General features: G+C 72.0%; 14 protein-coding genes and 1 tRNA gene. All 15 read right to left on the minus strand.

The window, feature by feature from the left end:
- Window positions 1-8: 8 nt before the first annotated feature.
- Entirely contained in the window at window positions 9-335 is a 327-nt protein-coding gene (gene cyoD, locus BUE30_RS00790) for a cytochrome o ubiquinol oxidase subunit IV (RefSeq protein ID WP_073325734.1), read from the minus strand.
- Window positions 332-967 (minus strand): cytochrome c oxidase subunit 3, encoded by a 636-nt coding sequence (locus BUE30_RS00795; protein ID WP_073325736.1) that lies wholly within the window; start codon window positions 965-967, stop codon window positions 332-334. Before BUE30_RS00795 ends, cyoD begins: the two co-directional genes overlap by 4 nt.
- Entirely contained in the window at window positions 964-3030 is a 2067-nt protein-coding gene (locus BUE30_RS00800) for a cbb3-type cytochrome c oxidase subunit I (protein WP_073325738.1), read from the minus strand. Before BUE30_RS00800 ends, BUE30_RS00795 begins: the two co-directional genes overlap by 4 nt.
- Entirely contained in the window at window positions 3027-3884 is an 858-nt protein-coding gene (locus tag BUE30_RS00805; RefSeq protein WP_073325740.1) for a cytochrome c oxidase subunit II, read from the minus strand. Before BUE30_RS00805 ends, BUE30_RS00800 begins: the two co-directional genes overlap by 4 nt.
- Before the next feature lie 131 nt (window positions 3885-4015).
- A complete protein-coding gene (locus BUE30_RS00810; RefSeq protein WP_073325742.1) occupies window positions 4016-4837 on the minus strand; it encodes an aldo/keto reductase in 822 nt (273 codons plus the stop codon).
- A gap of 84 nt (window positions 4838-4921) precedes the next feature.
- Window positions 4922-7384 carry a beta-glucosidase gene (locus BUE30_RS00815; protein ID WP_073325744.1) on the minus strand — a complete coding sequence of 821 codons (2463 nt, stop codon included), beginning with the start codon at window positions 7382-7384 and terminating at the stop codon, window positions 4922-4924.
- A complete protein-coding gene (locus BUE30_RS00820) occupies window positions 7381-8046 on the minus strand; it encodes an HAD-IA family hydrolase (protein WP_073325746.1) in 666 nt (221 codons plus the stop codon). Before BUE30_RS00820 ends, BUE30_RS00815 begins: the two co-directional genes overlap by 4 nt.
- A complete protein-coding gene (locus BUE30_RS00825) occupies window positions 8043-8597 on the minus strand; it encodes a thioredoxin family protein (protein ID WP_073325747.1) in 555 nt (184 codons plus the stop codon). Before BUE30_RS00825 ends, BUE30_RS00820 begins: the two co-directional genes overlap by 4 nt.
- A 127-nt stretch (window positions 8598-8724) precedes the next feature.
- Window positions 8725-8801, minus strand: a tRNA-Pro gene (locus BUE30_RS00830).
- A gap of 186 nt (window positions 8802-8987) precedes the next feature.
- Complete coding sequence (locus tag BUE30_RS18230; protein ID WP_212590696.1) at window positions 8988-10343, minus strand: MerR family transcriptional regulator; 1356 nt, start codon at window positions 10341-10343, stop codon at window positions 8988-8990.
- A 4-nt stretch (window positions 10344-10347) separates the two neighbouring features.
- Complete coding sequence (gene ihfA, locus BUE30_RS00840; protein ID WP_073325749.1) at window positions 10348-10653, minus strand: integration host factor subunit alpha; 306 nt, start codon at window positions 10651-10653, stop codon at window positions 10348-10350.
- Between the two features lie 99 nt (window positions 10654-10752).
- On the minus strand, window positions 10753-11724 hold the full coding sequence (locus tag BUE30_RS00845; protein WP_073325751.1) for a beta-ketoacyl-ACP synthase III: 972 nt from the start codon (window positions 11722-11724) through the stop codon (window positions 10753-10755).
- A 3-nt stretch (window positions 11725-11727) separates the two neighbouring features.
- The gene (plsX, locus tag BUE30_RS00850; RefSeq protein WP_280157156.1) at window positions 11728-12900 is read right to left on the minus strand and encodes a phosphate acyltransferase PlsX; all 1173 of its coding nucleotides are present in this window, start codon (window positions 12898-12900) and stop codon (window positions 11728-11730) included.
- Window positions 12901-12929: 29 nt separating this feature from the next.
- Window positions 12930-13136, minus strand: coding sequence for a 50S ribosomal protein L32 (gene rpmF / locus BUE30_RS00855; RefSeq protein WP_073325753.1), 207 nt, complete (start codon window positions 13134-13136; stop codon window positions 12930-12932).
- 424 nt (window positions 13137-13560) lie between these two features.
- A complete protein-coding gene (locus tag BUE30_RS00860) occupies window positions 13561-14136 on the minus strand; it encodes a YceD family protein (protein ID WP_073325755.1) in 576 nt (191 codons plus the stop codon).
- Window positions 14137-14211: the final 75 nt, after the last annotated feature.

The raw sequence follows: 14211 nt of genomic DNA on the forward strand, positions 1-14211 counted from the left end.
AACGCACGTCACATCCGGGCGTGCTGGTTGAAGAGGATCCAGATCGTTCCGCCGATCATCAGGCCGATGATGAGGGCGGTGAACAGGATCAGCTGCAGGTCGTCGCGATGCGACTTGCGCAGGTCGATATGCAGGAAGAAGCGGAGCTGCGCCGCGATCTGCACGATCGCGAGCCCGCCGAGGACGAGCAGCGTGGTCCGCAGCGACAGGGCGCGCGAGGCCACCAGCCAGAACGCCGCGCCGGTCAGGGCGAGCGAGAGGATGCCGCCGATGGCGTAGGACCGCAGCTCCGCCCGCAGGCCCTCGTCCTCGGAGACCGGGATGCCCTTGGTCATTGCACGACTCCGAACAGGAAGACGAAGGTGAAGATCCCGATCCAGACCACGTCGAGCAGGTGCCACAGGATCGCCAGCCGCATCACCCGCAGCTTCACCTCCGGTTTCAGGCCGAACCGGCCGATCTGCACCAGCATCACGCCGATCCACACCATCGCCGCCGAAACGTGCAGGAAATGGGTGCCGGTCAGCGCGTAGAAGATCGACAGGAAGCCCGAGACCTGCGGCACCGCGCCATGATCCCGCGCCATCCGCAGCCAGTCCGCACCCTCCAGGTAGAGGAACGTCCCGCCCAGCGCCGCCGTCACCAGCAGCCACAGGACGAGCCGGCGCCGGTCGTCGCGGTATTTCAACGCCAGCGCGGCGAGGCCCATGGTGAAGGACGAGGTCAGCAGGACCAGCGTCTGCCACAGCGTGCTCTTCAGCTCGAAGATCTCGGCCGGGGCCGGCCCGCCGGCGATGCCGTGCACGCTCTGCGCCGCATAGGTGGCGAACAGGACGGCGAAGAGGACGAGATCGCTCATCATGAAGACCCAGAAGCCGAACATGACGGATTCGGCGCGATCGTGGGTCTCGCGGTCGGTGTGGTTGAGGTTGAGCCCCGGATGCCGGGTGGCGGTGACGTCGCTCATTGCTGCGGCCTCGCGCGACCGCGGTTCGCGCCCGTCGCCTCGGCGCGCCGGGGGCAGGGGGTGGCGACGCGGGCGATGCTGCGCCAGCCTTCGGTCACCTGGCGGACATGGGCTGCGGGGATCGTGCGCGTCGTCTCCGTCACGAAACTGCGGGCGACGATCGCGGCCAGCGCCGCGGCGAGGCCGAAGGCGACCAGCCACCAGATATGCCAGACGAGACCGAAGGCGACGGCGAAGGCGGCGGCGCCGAGCGCCGGGGCGACCGCGCTGTTGGCGGGCATCTCGATATCCTCGTAGCGGTCCGGCAGGGCGTAGGCGATGCCGGCCAGCTTCGCCGCGTCGAAGGGATCGCGGCGATCGACCTCGGGCAGCACGGCGAAGTTCCATTCGGGCGGGGGGGCGGGCAGGGCCCATTCCAGCGTCCGGCCGTCCCAGGGATCGCCATGCGGCACGGCCAGCCGGTCGCGGTGCCGGACCGACCACCAGAGCTGCAGGACGAAGACGGCGAAGCCCGCCGCGATCATCAGCGCGCCCAGCAGCGCGACGGCGAGGAGGGGGCCGAACGGTCCCTCCGGCAACTGCGCCATCCGGCGCATCCCCCCCATCAGCCCCAGCGCGTAGAGCGGCATGAAGGCACAGAGGAACCCGCCCATCCAGAGAAAGGCCGAGAGCACGCCGAGCCCTTCGTGCAGGCGGAACCCGAAGGCCTTGGGAAACCAGAAATGGATCGCCGCGAACATCCCGAAGAGCAGGCCGGGGATCAGCATGTTGTGGAAATGCGCGACGAGGAACAGCGAGTTGTGGGTGCCGTAATCCACCGTCGGATTGGCCAGCAGCACGCCCGTCAGCCCGCCGATGACGAAGGTGGCGAGGAAGTAGCAGCCGAGGATCAGCGGCACGCGGAACCGGATCCGCCCGCGCACCATCGTCAGCAGCCAGTCATAGACCTTCACCCCCGTCGGCACGCCGATCAGCATCGTCGCCACGCCGAAGACCGCGTTGATGCTGGCCGCCTGTCCCATGGTGAAGAAGTGGTGCAGCCAGACGGTGAAGCTCAGCACCGCGATGCACATCGTCGCGATCACGAGGGAGGTGTAGCCGTAGAGCGTCTTGCCCGAGAAGGTCGAGAACACCTCGGACCAGACCCCGAAGGCCGGCAGGATCAGGATGTAGACCTCCGGATGCCCGAACAGCCAGAAGAGGTTGGCGTAGTTCATCATGTCGCCGCCCGACCCGGCGGTGAAGAAGTGGAAGCCCGCATAGCGGTCGAGCGCGAGCATCAGCGTCGCGACCGTCAGGGGCGCCATGGCGAAGATCATCAGGATCGAGGTGCAGAGCGCCGTCCAGGTGAAGAGCGGCATCCGGAACAGATGCATCCCCGGGCAGCGCTCCTTGTAGATCGTCACGGCGAAGTTCATCCCCGTCAGCGTCGAGCCGAGCGAGGACAGGGTCACCGCCCAGATCCAGTAATCCACGCCCTCGCCGGGCGAGAAGGCGGCCCCGGTGAAGGGCGGGTAGCCCGACCAGCCGCCGGTGGAGAACCGGCCGACCACGAGGGACACCATCAGCAGCGCCGCGCCCGCCGCCGTCAGCGCCAGCGAGACCGCGTTGACGAGCGGGAAGGTCACGTCGCGGGCGCCGATCTGCAGCGGCATGACGAAATTGATGATCCCCGTCAGCAGCGGCATCGCGACGAAGAAGATCATGATCGTGCCGTGGGTGGTGAAGAGCTGGCCGAAATGCTCGGCGCTCAGGAATCCCGGCTCTCCGAGGGCGGCCATCTGCTGCGCCCGCATCACGCTCGCCTCGGCGATGGCGCGGGCGAACATGACGAGGCCGAGCACCACGTACATGATCCCGATCCTCTTGTGATCGAGGCTGGTCAACCAGCCCGACCAGAGCGGGCGCCACCACCCCTTCACGGTCAGGACGACCAGCGCCGCCACGGCCCCCAGCACGGCGAAGGCCCCGGCGGCGGAGGCGACCGCCTCGTTCACGGAAGGGTCGCGCAGGAAGCCGGCGAAGACGAGATCCGACCAGTCCAGCAGGCCGAAAGGGGTCAATGCACCATCCCCGCCATCCGGGGATCGGCGTAGCGGCCGACGATCTCGGCCAGGAACCCATCGGACACCGCGCCGAACCCCTGGGGGCGTGCCGCGTCATCCCCCTTGAGCGCGTCGAAGCCGGCCGCGTCGAGAGTGCCTTCCATGGCCGCAAGCTGCGCGATGCGCGCGTCGTATTCCCCGGCGGGCAGGGCGATCACGTCGAAGCTCTGTGTCGCGAATCCCGGGCCGTTGTACTGGCTGTTGCGCCCGGTGAAGGTTCCGGGTCCGTCCGCGGCGAGGTTGAGCTCGGTCACCATGCCGGGCATCGCGTAGAGCTGGCCTGCCAGGCGGGGGATGAAGACGCTCTGCATCACGCTGTCCGACGTCATGCGCAGCGTCACCGGCCGGCCGGCCGGGATCGTCAGCCGGTCGACCTCCGCGACACCGGCGGCGCCGTGCACGAAGACAAAGCCCCAGTTCCAGGTGACGACGTCGATCACCAGCGGATCGGGGCCGAGCGGGGCGTAGGGATCCATCCGGAGCGTCTCGGTCCAGAGGTTCCAGCCCAGCACCGCGACGAGCAGGGCCGGCACCCCCCAGAGCACGGCCTCGCCCAGCGGCGAGTTGCCCCAGTCCGGCCGGAAGGCGCCGGGCCCGCCCGCCCGGTAGCGCCACAGGACGACGGGCAGGGCGACGAAGAGCGGGACGATGACCACGCTCATCCACCCGATGATCGAGAGGAAATGGGCCCGCTGCGCCTCGGCGATCGGGCCCGCGGCCCAGAGGAACCCCGCCTGCGTCCCCGTCTCCGCCACCGCCGGTCCCGCGAGGGAGGCGGCGAGCAGGACGGGCAGGCAGGGGATCAGGCGCATCCGGATGTCATCCGACAGGTGGTGTCTCGGGGCAAACTGTCACCGGGCGGCGTACCGTCAAGGCACCCCGTCTCGGAAGGGGTGGTTTCGCGGGACGGCCGGGGCCGCGGGGGCCGGAGCCCCCGCAGCCCTCAGTCCCAGTCGGGGCCGTCGGCGGGGTCGATCAGCCGGCCGTCCGGCCGGGCCAGCCCGTCGATCCGCGCCAGCTCGTCCGCCGTCAAAGTCAGGTCCGCGGCCGCGAGGTTCTGCGCCAGCCGCTCGGGCGTCGCCGTCTTGGGGATCGCGATGCCGCCGGGCTTGGACAGGATCCAGGCCAGCGCGACGGTTCCGGCCTGGGTCCCGTGGGCCTCGGCGATCGCGGTCAGGACGGGATCGTCCTTCACCCTGCCCTGGGCGAGGGGGGAGTAGGCCTCGAACGGGATCTGGACGGATTCGAGGTGCGACAGCAGCTTCGTCTGGTCGAGGAACGGGTGCATCTCGATCTGGTTGGCGGCGATCGGATGCGAGAGGATGCCCCGCGCCTCGTCCACCAGCGCGATCGGGTGGTTCGAGATGCCGCCGAAGCGGACCTTGCCCTCGTCGATCAGCGCGTCGAGCACCGGCAGCGTCTCGGAGAGCGGCACGTCGCGGGACGGCCAGTGCAGCAGCAGCAGGTCCACGTGATCGGTGCCGAGCGTCCGGAGCGAATCCTCGGTCGCGCGGCGGAAGGCCTCGGCGCCGTGGTCCTGCTGCGGGATCTTGGTGGTGAGGAAGATCCGGTCGCGCGCCACGCCGCTGTCGCGCATGCCCCGGCCCACCGCCCCCTCGTTCTCGTACATCCGGGCGGTATCGATATGGGTGTAGCCGGTCCGCAGCGCCTCGGCGACGATGCGGGCGCCTTCGTCGCCGCGCAGGCCGAAGGTGCCGAGGCCGAGATTGGGGATGCCGGCGGGGCCGATGGGTCTGACAGGCATGGGACGTCCTTTTCTCTGGTCCCCGGCCCAACGCCGCCCGGGCGGGCCCGGGTCCGGGGCAAGGCGCCCCGGACCCCCGTCCGGTCAGCGCGGCAGGCGCAGCTCGCCCGCGCGGGTGACGCCCAGCTCGTGCTCGATCCCCTCGGCGCTGCGTCCGATCCGCAAGGTATAGCGTCCGGGCGCCACGACCCAGTCGCCGCGGTCGACGTCGTAATAGGCGAAGGCGCGCGGCCCGAGCTCCAGCTCGGCCAGGGCCTCGCCCCCGGCGGGAACGCGCAGCTTGGCAAAGGCCTTCAGCTCCATCGCCGGGCGGTCGACAGGCGCGCCCTCCGGCGCGACGTAGAGCTGCACCACCTCGGTCGTGTCGCGATCCGACGGGTTGGACAGCGGCACGCGGACGCGCACCTTTCCCTCGCCCTCGAACCCCGCATCGGCCAGTTCGGGCGCGCCGTATTCCACCCGTCCGTAGCCGAGGCCGTGGCCGAACGGGAACAGCGCGGGAATCCCGGCCCGGGCATGGTGACGGTAGCCGATATGCAGCCCCTCGTCGTAATGGACCTGCAGGTCGGTGCCGGGATAGGTCCGCTCTCCGCCCGTCATGGTCGGGCTGTCCTCCAGTCGGGCGGGGAAGCTCTGCGGCAGGCGGCCCGTGGGCTCGACCGCGCCGGTCAGCACGTCGGCGATGGCGTGGCCCGCCTCCTGCCCGGGATACCAGGCCTGCAGGATCGCATCGACCTCTCCCGCCCAGGGCATCTCGACGGGACCGCCGGTCTGGAGCAGGACGATCGTCCTCTTCGCCACCTTCGCCACCCGGCGGACCAGCTCGTCCTGATCGCCGGGCAGCCTCATCCCCGGCAGGTCCCAGCCCTCGGTATCCCACTCGGCCGAGCGCCCGACGCAGACCACCGCCACCTCGGCCTCGGCCGCCGCCGTCAGCGCCTCCTCCAGCGATTGCGCGTCCGCCGGACGGCCGATGCCGAGATACCAGCCCCAGACGCCGAGATCGTGGGTCTGCGCGGAGCGGAACTCGACCGTCCATTCGACCGTCTCGCCGGCGGCCAGCTCGCGTTCGACCGTCACGGGGTCCGAGCCTTCCTCGAAGAAGGTGCGGCCCCGGCTCCAGTCGGCATCCTCCCAGAGGTCGATCGCCGTCTCCCCGGCGAGCAGGACGCGCCCGCGTCCCGCGACGTGGAAGCCGATCCGGTGCGTGCCGCCCCGTTCGGCCGTGTAGGTGCCGCGCACCCGGACCGAGAAGGGGGCCCCCGTCACCGCCCCGCCCGTCATCTCGGGCATGACGAACTGGTTCGTCTCCTCGATCGTCCCGCGATGGACCGGCTCGCCCGACAGGTCGGCATTGTCGAACCAGTCCGCCTCGAACTCGCCGGTGAGCGACGGCTCGAACCGGTGATTGTCCACCCCCTTCGCGGCGATGATCGCGTTGCCCGACAGCGCGGCGCGCATCCCCTCGGCGGGCGAGACGAGGCGGTGGGCGTTGAGCTGCGCCGAGCCGCCGCCCATGGCGCGCGCGGTCTCGGCATTGGGGCCGACCATCGCGACGGGCGAGACGCCCGCAAGCGGCAGCACGCCGTCGTTCTTGAGCAGGACCATCCCCTCGGCCCCGGCGCGGCGGATCAGGGCGCGGGTGGCGTCGCGTTCCACCGCCTTCTCCTCGAAGGGACGGGTCTCGCGCAGCGCGCCGGTCCGCTGCGCCAGCCGCAGCACGTTGGTCGCGGCGGCGGCGACCTTGCTCGCCTCGACCTCGCCGCTCTCGACCGCCGCGACCAGCGTCTCGCCCCGGTCGCGAGACGGGCCCGGCATCTCGAGGTCGAGCCCGGCCTCGACCGTCGGCGCGGTCGTGCGGCTGCCGTACCAGTCCGACATCACCACCCCGTCGAAGCCCCATTCGTCGCGCAGCACGTCGGTCAGCAGCCAGCCCGTCTCGGCCGTGTAGGTGCCGTTGAGCTTGTTGTACGAGGTCATGATCGCCCAGGCGCCGCCTTCCCTCACGGCGGCCTCGAAGGGCACGAGGTAGAGCTCGCGCAGCGTGCGCTCGTCGACGTTGGACGAGGCGACGGTGCGGCGGATCTCGCTCTCGTTGCCGACGAAATGCTTCGGCGTCGCGGCGATGCCCTGCGATTGCAGACCCTGCACGTAGGCGACGGCGAGCCGCGAGGTCAGCCAGGGATCCTCGGAATAGCACTCGAAGTTGCGCCCGTTCAGCGGGCCGCGCTGCAGGTTGATCGTCGGGGCGAGCAGGACATGCGCGCCCTTGTCCCTGACCTCGTCCGCCAGCGCCGCGCCGATCTCGGCCACGAGGTCGGGATTCCAGCTCGCGCCGAGGCAGATGCCGACCGGGAAGGCGGCCGATCTCACACCGCCGACCAGGCTGCCGGAGCCACGGGCACCGTTCGGCCCGTCGGTGACGCGCAGCTTGCCGATCCCGTGGTCCGGCAGGGCGGGCAGGGACCAGAAATCCTCGCCCGACATCAGGGCGACCTGCTCGGCAAGGGACAGGGCGGCGGCGAGATCCTCGGGGGTGTCGGTCATGCGGGGGGCCTTTCGGAGAGCGTGTCCCGCACCAGTGCGGGGAGATCGTCGAACGCGGCGAAGGACGCGGCATGGGGCAGGGCGGCCTCGGGCGCCTGGCCGTAACCGCTCGAATAGAACAGGAACGGCACGCCCGCGGCCCGCGCGGTCTCGGCGTCGATGCCGCTGTCGCCGACGAAGAGCCGCGGCCCGTCGCCGAGCCCGTCGAACGCGGCCAGAAGCGGCGCCGGGTCGGGTTTGCGGGCGGGCAGGCTGTCGCCCCCGATCACGTTGGCGAAGAGCGGGGCGAGGCCGGCCGCCTCGAGGATCGCCGCGGCGTGCCGCTGCACCTTGTTAGTGCACAGGACCAGTGCGGCCTCCTCTGCCAGGACCTCCAGCGCGGCGCGCGCCCCGTCATAGAGCGGCTGGTCGGTCTTGGCCCCGTCGATGGCGAGGTAGCGGTCGAGCAGATCCGCCTGGTGCTGCGCCCCGATCTCGCGGGCGGCGCGCACCCGCTCGATCAGGACGGCCGCGCCGGAGCCGACCATGCCGGCGATGCGGTCCTCCTCCAGCGGGTCGGCGCCGTGTTCCATCAGCACCGCGTTGACGCTCGCGGCGATCGACGGCGCGCTGTCGATCAGCGTCCCGTCGAGGTCGAAGCCGATCACCGCCTTGCCGGTCATGCCGCCTTCCACTTGATCGAGCAGCCCATGGACGGTACCTGCGCGCGCGGTCCCTCGCCGGTCTCGGCGACCTGCCGCATCGCCTCGAAGAGCTCGCGCCGGGCGCCGGGGGCGGCGGGCGCGTTGCGGCTCTCGTCCAGCCGGCCGCGATATTGCAGGCCGAGATCCGCGTCGAAGCCGAAGAAGTCGGGCGTGCAGGCGGCGACCCAGGCGCGGGCGACGGACTGGTCCTCGTCCCGCAGATAGGGGAAGGGCAGGCCCCATTCGGCGGCCCTGACCTTCATGTGCTCGAAATCGTCGTCGGGATGGGTCCGCGCGTCGTTGGAACAGATCGCCGCGACTCCGATCCCCAGGGTCTGCAGCGCGCGCGCGTCGCGCACGATCCGGTCGATCACCGCAAGGACGTAGGGGCAGTGGTTGCAGATGAACATGACCAGCGTCCCGTTCGGGCCGCGGATGTCCTGCAGGCTCCAGTCCCGGCCGTCGGTGCCGGGCAGGGTGAAATCGGGGGCGATCCAGCCGAAGTCGCAGACGGGGGGCGTGGTGGCCATGGGCGATCCTCCTTGGTCCCGCGATGTAGCGGCGCGGCGGGACGAGGGCAAACGCCGGCGCCGGGCGACCCGGGATCGGCGCCCGTCCCTTGCACGGGGCGGCGGGCAAGTCGGCGATGGTGTGAAATGGTCGGGCTAGCAGGACTTGAACCTGCGACCTTCCGTCCCCCAGACGGACGCGCTACCAGGCTGCGCTATAGCCCGACTTGGCGGCCTTCTGCCGCAAAGGGCCGGGGGGCGCAAGGGGCTGGAACAGGGTTTTCCGCCGCACCCGGCGGCAGGCTTGAGGCGCCGCAGGGATCAAGGGTTGGGGCGAACGAACGCGGCAGGGATCGGACGCCGCAGGCGAGCGCGGCAGGGATCAGGCGCCGCGGGCGAGCGCGGCAGGGATCAGGCGCCGCGGGCGAGCGCGGCGTCGAGCCGGTCGAGAAGCGGGCCCAGAAGGTCCGCCCGCGACCGCAGCGCGGCCGGATCGGCCCGCAGCAGCGGCCCCAGAAGCGGGCCCGGCCCGGCGGGCAGGCGCGAGACCGGATCGGCGCGCCGCGCCCGTTCCCGCGGGGGGATCGGGTCGGGGACGCCCTGATGGGGAGCGGCATCGTCCAGAGCCACCGGCTCGTCCGGCGCCGGTTCGTCCGGCGCCTGTTCGTCCGGCGCCTGTTCGTCCGGCGCAGGCCCGGCCGGCGCCCCGGCCGGGGAAACGGCGGCGGCGGCCTGCGCGGCGGCATCCTCGGGCATGGCGCCCGATCCCGCGGCATCGGCACTGGCGGCCCCCGCACTGGCGGCATCGCCAAAGGCAGGATCGGCACCGGCGGCATCGGCAAAGGCGGAATAGGCACTGGCGGGGTCGTCGCCGCGTGGGTCGGCGTCGTCCTGCTCCGCGGTCTCGTCCCGCGCCCGGTCGATCGCGGACGGATCGTCCCCATCCGTTCGGGCCGCCGCGACCTCGGCGTCGGACGGTTCCGGGCCGGGCGCGGTCTCGTCCCCCGCCGCGGGCGGGAGCGCCGAGGGATCCGCCGGAAAGTCCTCCACCGGCATGGCCGGGGGCAGGGGGGCTGCCTCCTCCTCCCCGATCGGAGGCGCCGGGTCCGCACCGGCCCCCTCGTCCGTGGCATGGACCGCCTCGGACCCGGCTCCGGCCAGCGGGGCGCCGGGGCCGTCCTCCTGCGGGTCCGCGAGGATCGTCTCGCCCGTGTCGTGGTCGACAGGGTCGGGCGCGTCGCCCGGCTCGCGCGGGGCGCCGTCGTCCGGTTCGGGCGCCGTTCCCATCGTATCGACAGGGGCGCGCGCCGGTTCGTCCGTCGCGGGCGGCACCTCCCCGGCAGCGGGCTCGCCCTCGGCGGCGGGGCCGGGAAAGGCGAGGATGGTGGCGTCCGGCGCCTCTTCCGGTTCGACCTCGATGAGCTCGGCCTCCTCGACATCGTCGCGGATGCGCGCGGACGGGGCCTCCGCCGGGTGGGCGGGGGGCGCGTCGTCGAGCGGCGGGGCAAGATCGGCGACATGGCGCACGCCCTTCTCGCGCAGGAGCTTCTGCACGCCCTTGATCGTCAGCCCCTCGTCATGGAGAAGCGCCTTGATGCCGCCGAGAAGGCGCATGTCCTCGGGGCGGTAGTAGCGGCGCCCGCCGGCGCGCTTGACCGGCCGCACCTGCGTGAACTTGCTCTCCCAGAAGCGCAGGACGTGGGCCGGCGTGTCGAGCCACTCCGCGACCTCGGTGATCGTGCGGAACGCGTCCGGGGATTTCGCCATCGCCTCAGCGGCCCGCGTTGCCCGTGGCCACGCGTTCCTTGGTCAGGTGCGAGGGGCGGAAGGTCAGGACCCGCCGGGGCGAGATCGGCACCTCTTCCCCGGTCTTGGGGTTGCGGCCGACCCGAGCCGACTTCTCGCGCGTCGAGAAGGTGCCGAAGGACGAGATCTTCACCTGCTCCCCCTGCACGAGGGCGTCCGAGATGTGCTGCAGGACGGCCTCGACCAGTTCCGCGCTCTCGTTCCGCGACAGACCCACCTCGGCGTGAACGGCCTCGGCGAGGTCCATGCGGGTCAACGTGCTATCGGCCATACTGGTCCCCGGATGATCCGGGGTCGAACGCTAGGGGAGGTCACGGTTTCGTGTCAATGAGGACCGGGCGGCAAGGGGCCGGAATGACCGGATTTTCGCCTACCAGCGCAGGACAACCGATCCCCAGGCGAGGCCGCCGCCGATCGCCTCGGTCACGACGAGGTCGCCGCGCTTCACCTGGCCGCGCTGCACCCCGACCGACAGGGCGAGCGGGATCGACGCCGCCGAGGTGTTGCCGTGATCCTGCACCGTCACGACGACCCGGTCCATCGGCACGTTCATCGCCCGCGCCGTGGCGGTGATGATCCGCAGGTTCGCCTGGTGCGGCACGATCCAGTCGACATCGTCCCCCGTCAGGCCGACCTTGCCGAGCGCGGCATGGGCCGTCGCGGCAAGCTTCTCGACCGCGTGCCGGAACACCTCGCGCCCCTCCATCCGCAGCACGCCGGTGCTGCCGGTCGATACGCCCCCGTCGACATAGAGCAGGTCCCGGTAGCGCCCGTCGGAATGGAGATCGGTGGCGAGGATGCCGCGATCGTCGTTGGTCCCGTCCCCCTCCTGCGCCTCGAGCAGCAGCGCGCCCGCGCCGTCGCCGAAGAGCACGCAGGTCGAGCGGTCGCTCCAGTCCATCAGGCGCGAGAAGGTCTCGGCCCCGATGACGAGCACCCGCCGCGCCTGGCCCGACAGGATCAGGGCATGGGCATTGGTCAGGGCATAGACGAAGCCGGCGCAGACCGCCTGGACGTCGAAGGCGAAGCCGCCCGTCATGCCGATCGCGTTCTGCACCATCGTCGCGGCGGACGGGAAGGTGTTGTCGGCCGTCGACGTGGCGAGGACGATCGCGTCCACATCGGCCCCCGTCAGCCCCGCATCGGCCAGCGCCGCCTCGGCCGCCCGCGTCGCGAGGTCCGAGGTCATCTCGCCCTCGGCGGCGAAATGCCGACGCTCGATCCCCGAACGGGACCGGATCCATTCGTCGGTCGTGTCGAGGCTCTCCTCGAAATGGGCGTTCGGCACCACCCGCTCCGGCAGGTAATGTCCCACGCCGGTCACCACCGCTCTCGTCGTCATGATTCAGGTCCGTCCCGCTTGGTCCGTCTCGGCGCCCGGCGCGTCCTGCCGCGGCCCGCCCCGGCCGGCGTCCTGGTCCGCGTCCCGGTCGGTCCGCGCAGATTGGTCGAGCGGTCCGGCGGACGCAACCCGCGCCGCGACGCGCTCTGCAAAGCCGGTGCGCGCCAGCCGATAGGCCAGGCCGACCGCCGCCCGCACGCCGGTCTCGTCCGACGAGCCGTGGCTCTTGATCACCGTCCCGTTCAGCCCGAGGAAGACGCCGCCATTGACCCGGCGGGGGTCGATCCGCTTGCGCAGCTCGCCGAAGGCGCCGCGCCCGAGCAGTCCGGCCACCATGGCCAGGGGGCCCGACCGGAACGAGGCGCGCATCGTCTCGGCGATGAAGGTGGCCGTCCCCTCGCCGGTCTTGAGCGCGATATTGCCGGTGAATCCGTCGGTCACGATCACGTCGACCCGGTCGGAGGGCAGGTCCGAGCCCTCGACGAAGCCGACGAAGTCGAACTGGTCGCGCGCGGCGAGGCCGGTCAGCATCTCGTGCGCGGCCTTCAGCTCGGCCCGGCCCTTGTGCTCCTCGGTGCCGACGTTCAGCAGGCCGACGCGCGGCCGGTCCACCCCCAACCCGTTGCGGGCATAGGAGGTGCCCATCAGCGCGTAGACGACGAGGTCGCGCTCGTCCGCGCGCACATCCGCGCCCATGTCGAGCATCACGTTGAACCCGGACGGGTTGCGCGAGGGCCAGAGCGCGGCGATGGCCGGGCGGGTCACGCCCTCGGCCTTGCGCAGCTGCAGCATCGACACCGCCATCAGCGCGCCGGTATTCCCGCAGGAGACGCAGGCCTCGGCCTCGCCCGCCTTGAGCGCGGCGATGGCGGACCACATCGAGGTTCCCTTGCCCGAGCGCATGACCTGCGCCGGCTTGTCGTCCATCGAGACGACATCCGCGGCGTGGCGGATCGTCACGACATCGGACAGGCCCGCATCCCGCACCAGCGGGGCGAGCACGGCTTCATCGCCATGCAGCAGGAACCGGGCGTCGGGTTCGTCCCCCCGGAATCGCTTCAGGCCCGCGACCACCGCCGCGGGCCCCTTGTCGCCGCCCATCGCGTCGATCGACAGCACGCGCCCGGCCCGGGCGGCCGCCCTGCCGGAGGTGGTGCTGCCGGTCTGGGAGGCCACGCTCACCGGATGCCGGGACGCCGGGCCGATCAGGCCGCGTCGTCGTCCAGGTCGATCTCGTTCGCGGCCGCCACGACCTCGCGGTCGGCGTAATGGCCGCAGGACGGGCAGACGTGGTGCGGGCGCTTCAGCTCGCCGCAGGACGGGCATTCGTTCGGGTTCGAACCCGAGAGCGAATCGTGCGCCCGGCGCATGTTGCGGCGGGACTTGGAAACCTTGTTCTGCGGGACGGCCATGTCTCGCTCCTATCCGGTTGGCGGGGCCGCGCATCGGCGGGCCCCGGCTTCGTCCTTGCCCCCTCGGGGCGCGTGGTCCGGACGGGATCGCACCGTCCGCGGGGATTCGCTGTTCCGATGGGGGCGCTGCTTACAGACCGGCCCGGACCCTGTCGAGCCATCGCCCCGGTCCGCCCGTCGCCCCGTCCCCGGAAGAGAGAGAGCGTCCCTATAGCGATCCTGCGCGCCCGCGCAAGCCCCCGGGGGGGGGCAGGCCGGGCGGGCCGCGCCCGCATCCCGGCGGCTGGGCCGCCGCCCCCCGTCGCGGGGACCGGGACGCCCCGCGACCGGCCGTCCCGCTCGGGGGAGTGGCGGGAAGGCGGAGGGGGAAGGACGCGCAGGGTCGCGCCGCCGCGCCGCCGCGCCGCAGCGGCGCCCGGACCCGTCATTCCCCCATGCGGTCCTTCAGCTCCCTGAGCCCCGCGAAGGGTTTCACGTCGTCGTCGCTGAGCGGGGTCTTGCCGGGTTCGGTCACGCTCAGCTCCACCTCCTCGGTCCCCGGCGCGCGGGGATAGTCGGGAAGGGCGAGGGCCAGCGCCTCGGCGGCGAGCTCGAAGAGGTCGAGCGTGTCGGGCAGCGGCTCGAGGCTGTCGTCCTCGGGCATCTCGGCCTCGGCCTCCTCGGGCTCGTGCCAGTCGGCGAGATAGGTGCGCGCGACGGGGGCGTCGACGCGGCTGGTGACGGGCTCGAGCGTGACGACGCATTCCTGCATCGCGGTGGCGCCCAGCGTCGCCGCCAGGTGCCAGTCGCCCTTGCCGCGCGGATGCAGCGTGCCCTGAAGGCGCAGCTTGCGCACCGAGGGCACGTCGATCCGCCGGGCCATCTCGACCCGCTCCTCGGGCGTCGGTTCCCAGTCGATCGCGGTCTCGGACCGGCGCGGCAGCTCGGCAAGGCGCAGCCGTCGCCGGGCGGAGGGTTTGGCGGCGGCGGGCCTGGGGCCGGTCGGGGCAGGGCGGGGCATGGGGCGTCTCCCTTCGGTCTGGGGGCGGATCCGGGCCGGGACCAGGGTCCGGACCGGCGCGTCTCGGGGCCCGGC

Origin of the sequence: Wenxinia saemankumensis (assembly GCF_900141735.1) — a bacterium.
Lineage (GTDB): Bacteria > Pseudomonadota > Alphaproteobacteria > Rhodobacterales > Rhodobacteraceae > Wenxinia > Wenxinia saemankumensis.

What these genes read in the sequence shown, in the direction of transcription:
- cyoD (WP_073325734.1), bottom strand. Translation starts at nt 335, where the DNA reads ATGACCAAGGGCATCCCGGTCTCCGAGGACGAGGGCCTGCGGGCGGAG.
- BUE30_RS00795 (WP_073325736.1), bottom strand. Translation starts at nt 967, where the DNA reads ATGAGCGACGTCACCGCCACCCGGCATCCGGGGCTCAACCTCAACCAC.
- BUE30_RS00805 (WP_073325740.1), bottom strand. Translation starts at nt 3,884, where the DNA reads ATGCGCCTGATCCCCTGCCTGCCCGTCCTGCTCGCCGCCTCCCTCGCG.
- BUE30_RS00810 (WP_073325742.1), bottom strand. Translation starts at nt 4,837, where the DNA reads ATGCCTGTCAGACCCATCGGCCCCGCCGGCATCCCCAATCTCGGCCTC.
- BUE30_RS00815 (WP_073325744.1), bottom strand. Translation starts at nt 7,384, where the DNA reads ATGACCGACACCCCCGAGGATCTCGCCGCCGCCCTGTCCCTTGCCGAG.
- BUE30_RS00820 (WP_073325746.1), bottom strand. Translation starts at nt 8,046, where the DNA reads ATGACCGGCAAGGCGGTGATCGGCTTCGACCTCGACGGGACGCTGATC.
- BUE30_RS00825 (WP_073325747.1), bottom strand. Translation starts at nt 8,597, where the DNA reads ATGGCCACCACGCCCCCCGTCTGCGACTTCGGCTGGATCGCCCCCGAT.
- BUE30_RS18230 (WP_212590696.1), bottom strand. Translation starts at nt 10,343, where the DNA reads ATGGCGAAATCCCCGGACGCGTTCCGCACGATCACCGAGGTCGCGGAG.
- ihfA (WP_073325749.1), bottom strand. Translation starts at nt 10,653, where the DNA reads ATGGCCGATAGCACGTTGACCCGCATGGACCTCGCCGAGGCCGTTCAC.
- BUE30_RS00845 (WP_073325751.1), bottom strand. Translation starts at nt 11,724, where the DNA reads ATGACGACGAGAGCGGTGGTGACCGGCGTGGGACATTACCTGCCGGAG.
- rpmF (WP_073325753.1), bottom strand. Translation starts at nt 13,136, where the DNA reads ATGGCCGTCCCGCAGAACAAGGTTTCCAAGTCCCGCCGCAACATGCGC.
- BUE30_RS00860 (WP_073325755.1), bottom strand. Translation starts at nt 14,136, where the DNA reads ATGCCCCGCCCTGCCCCGACCGGCCCCAGGCCCGCCGCCGCCAAACCC.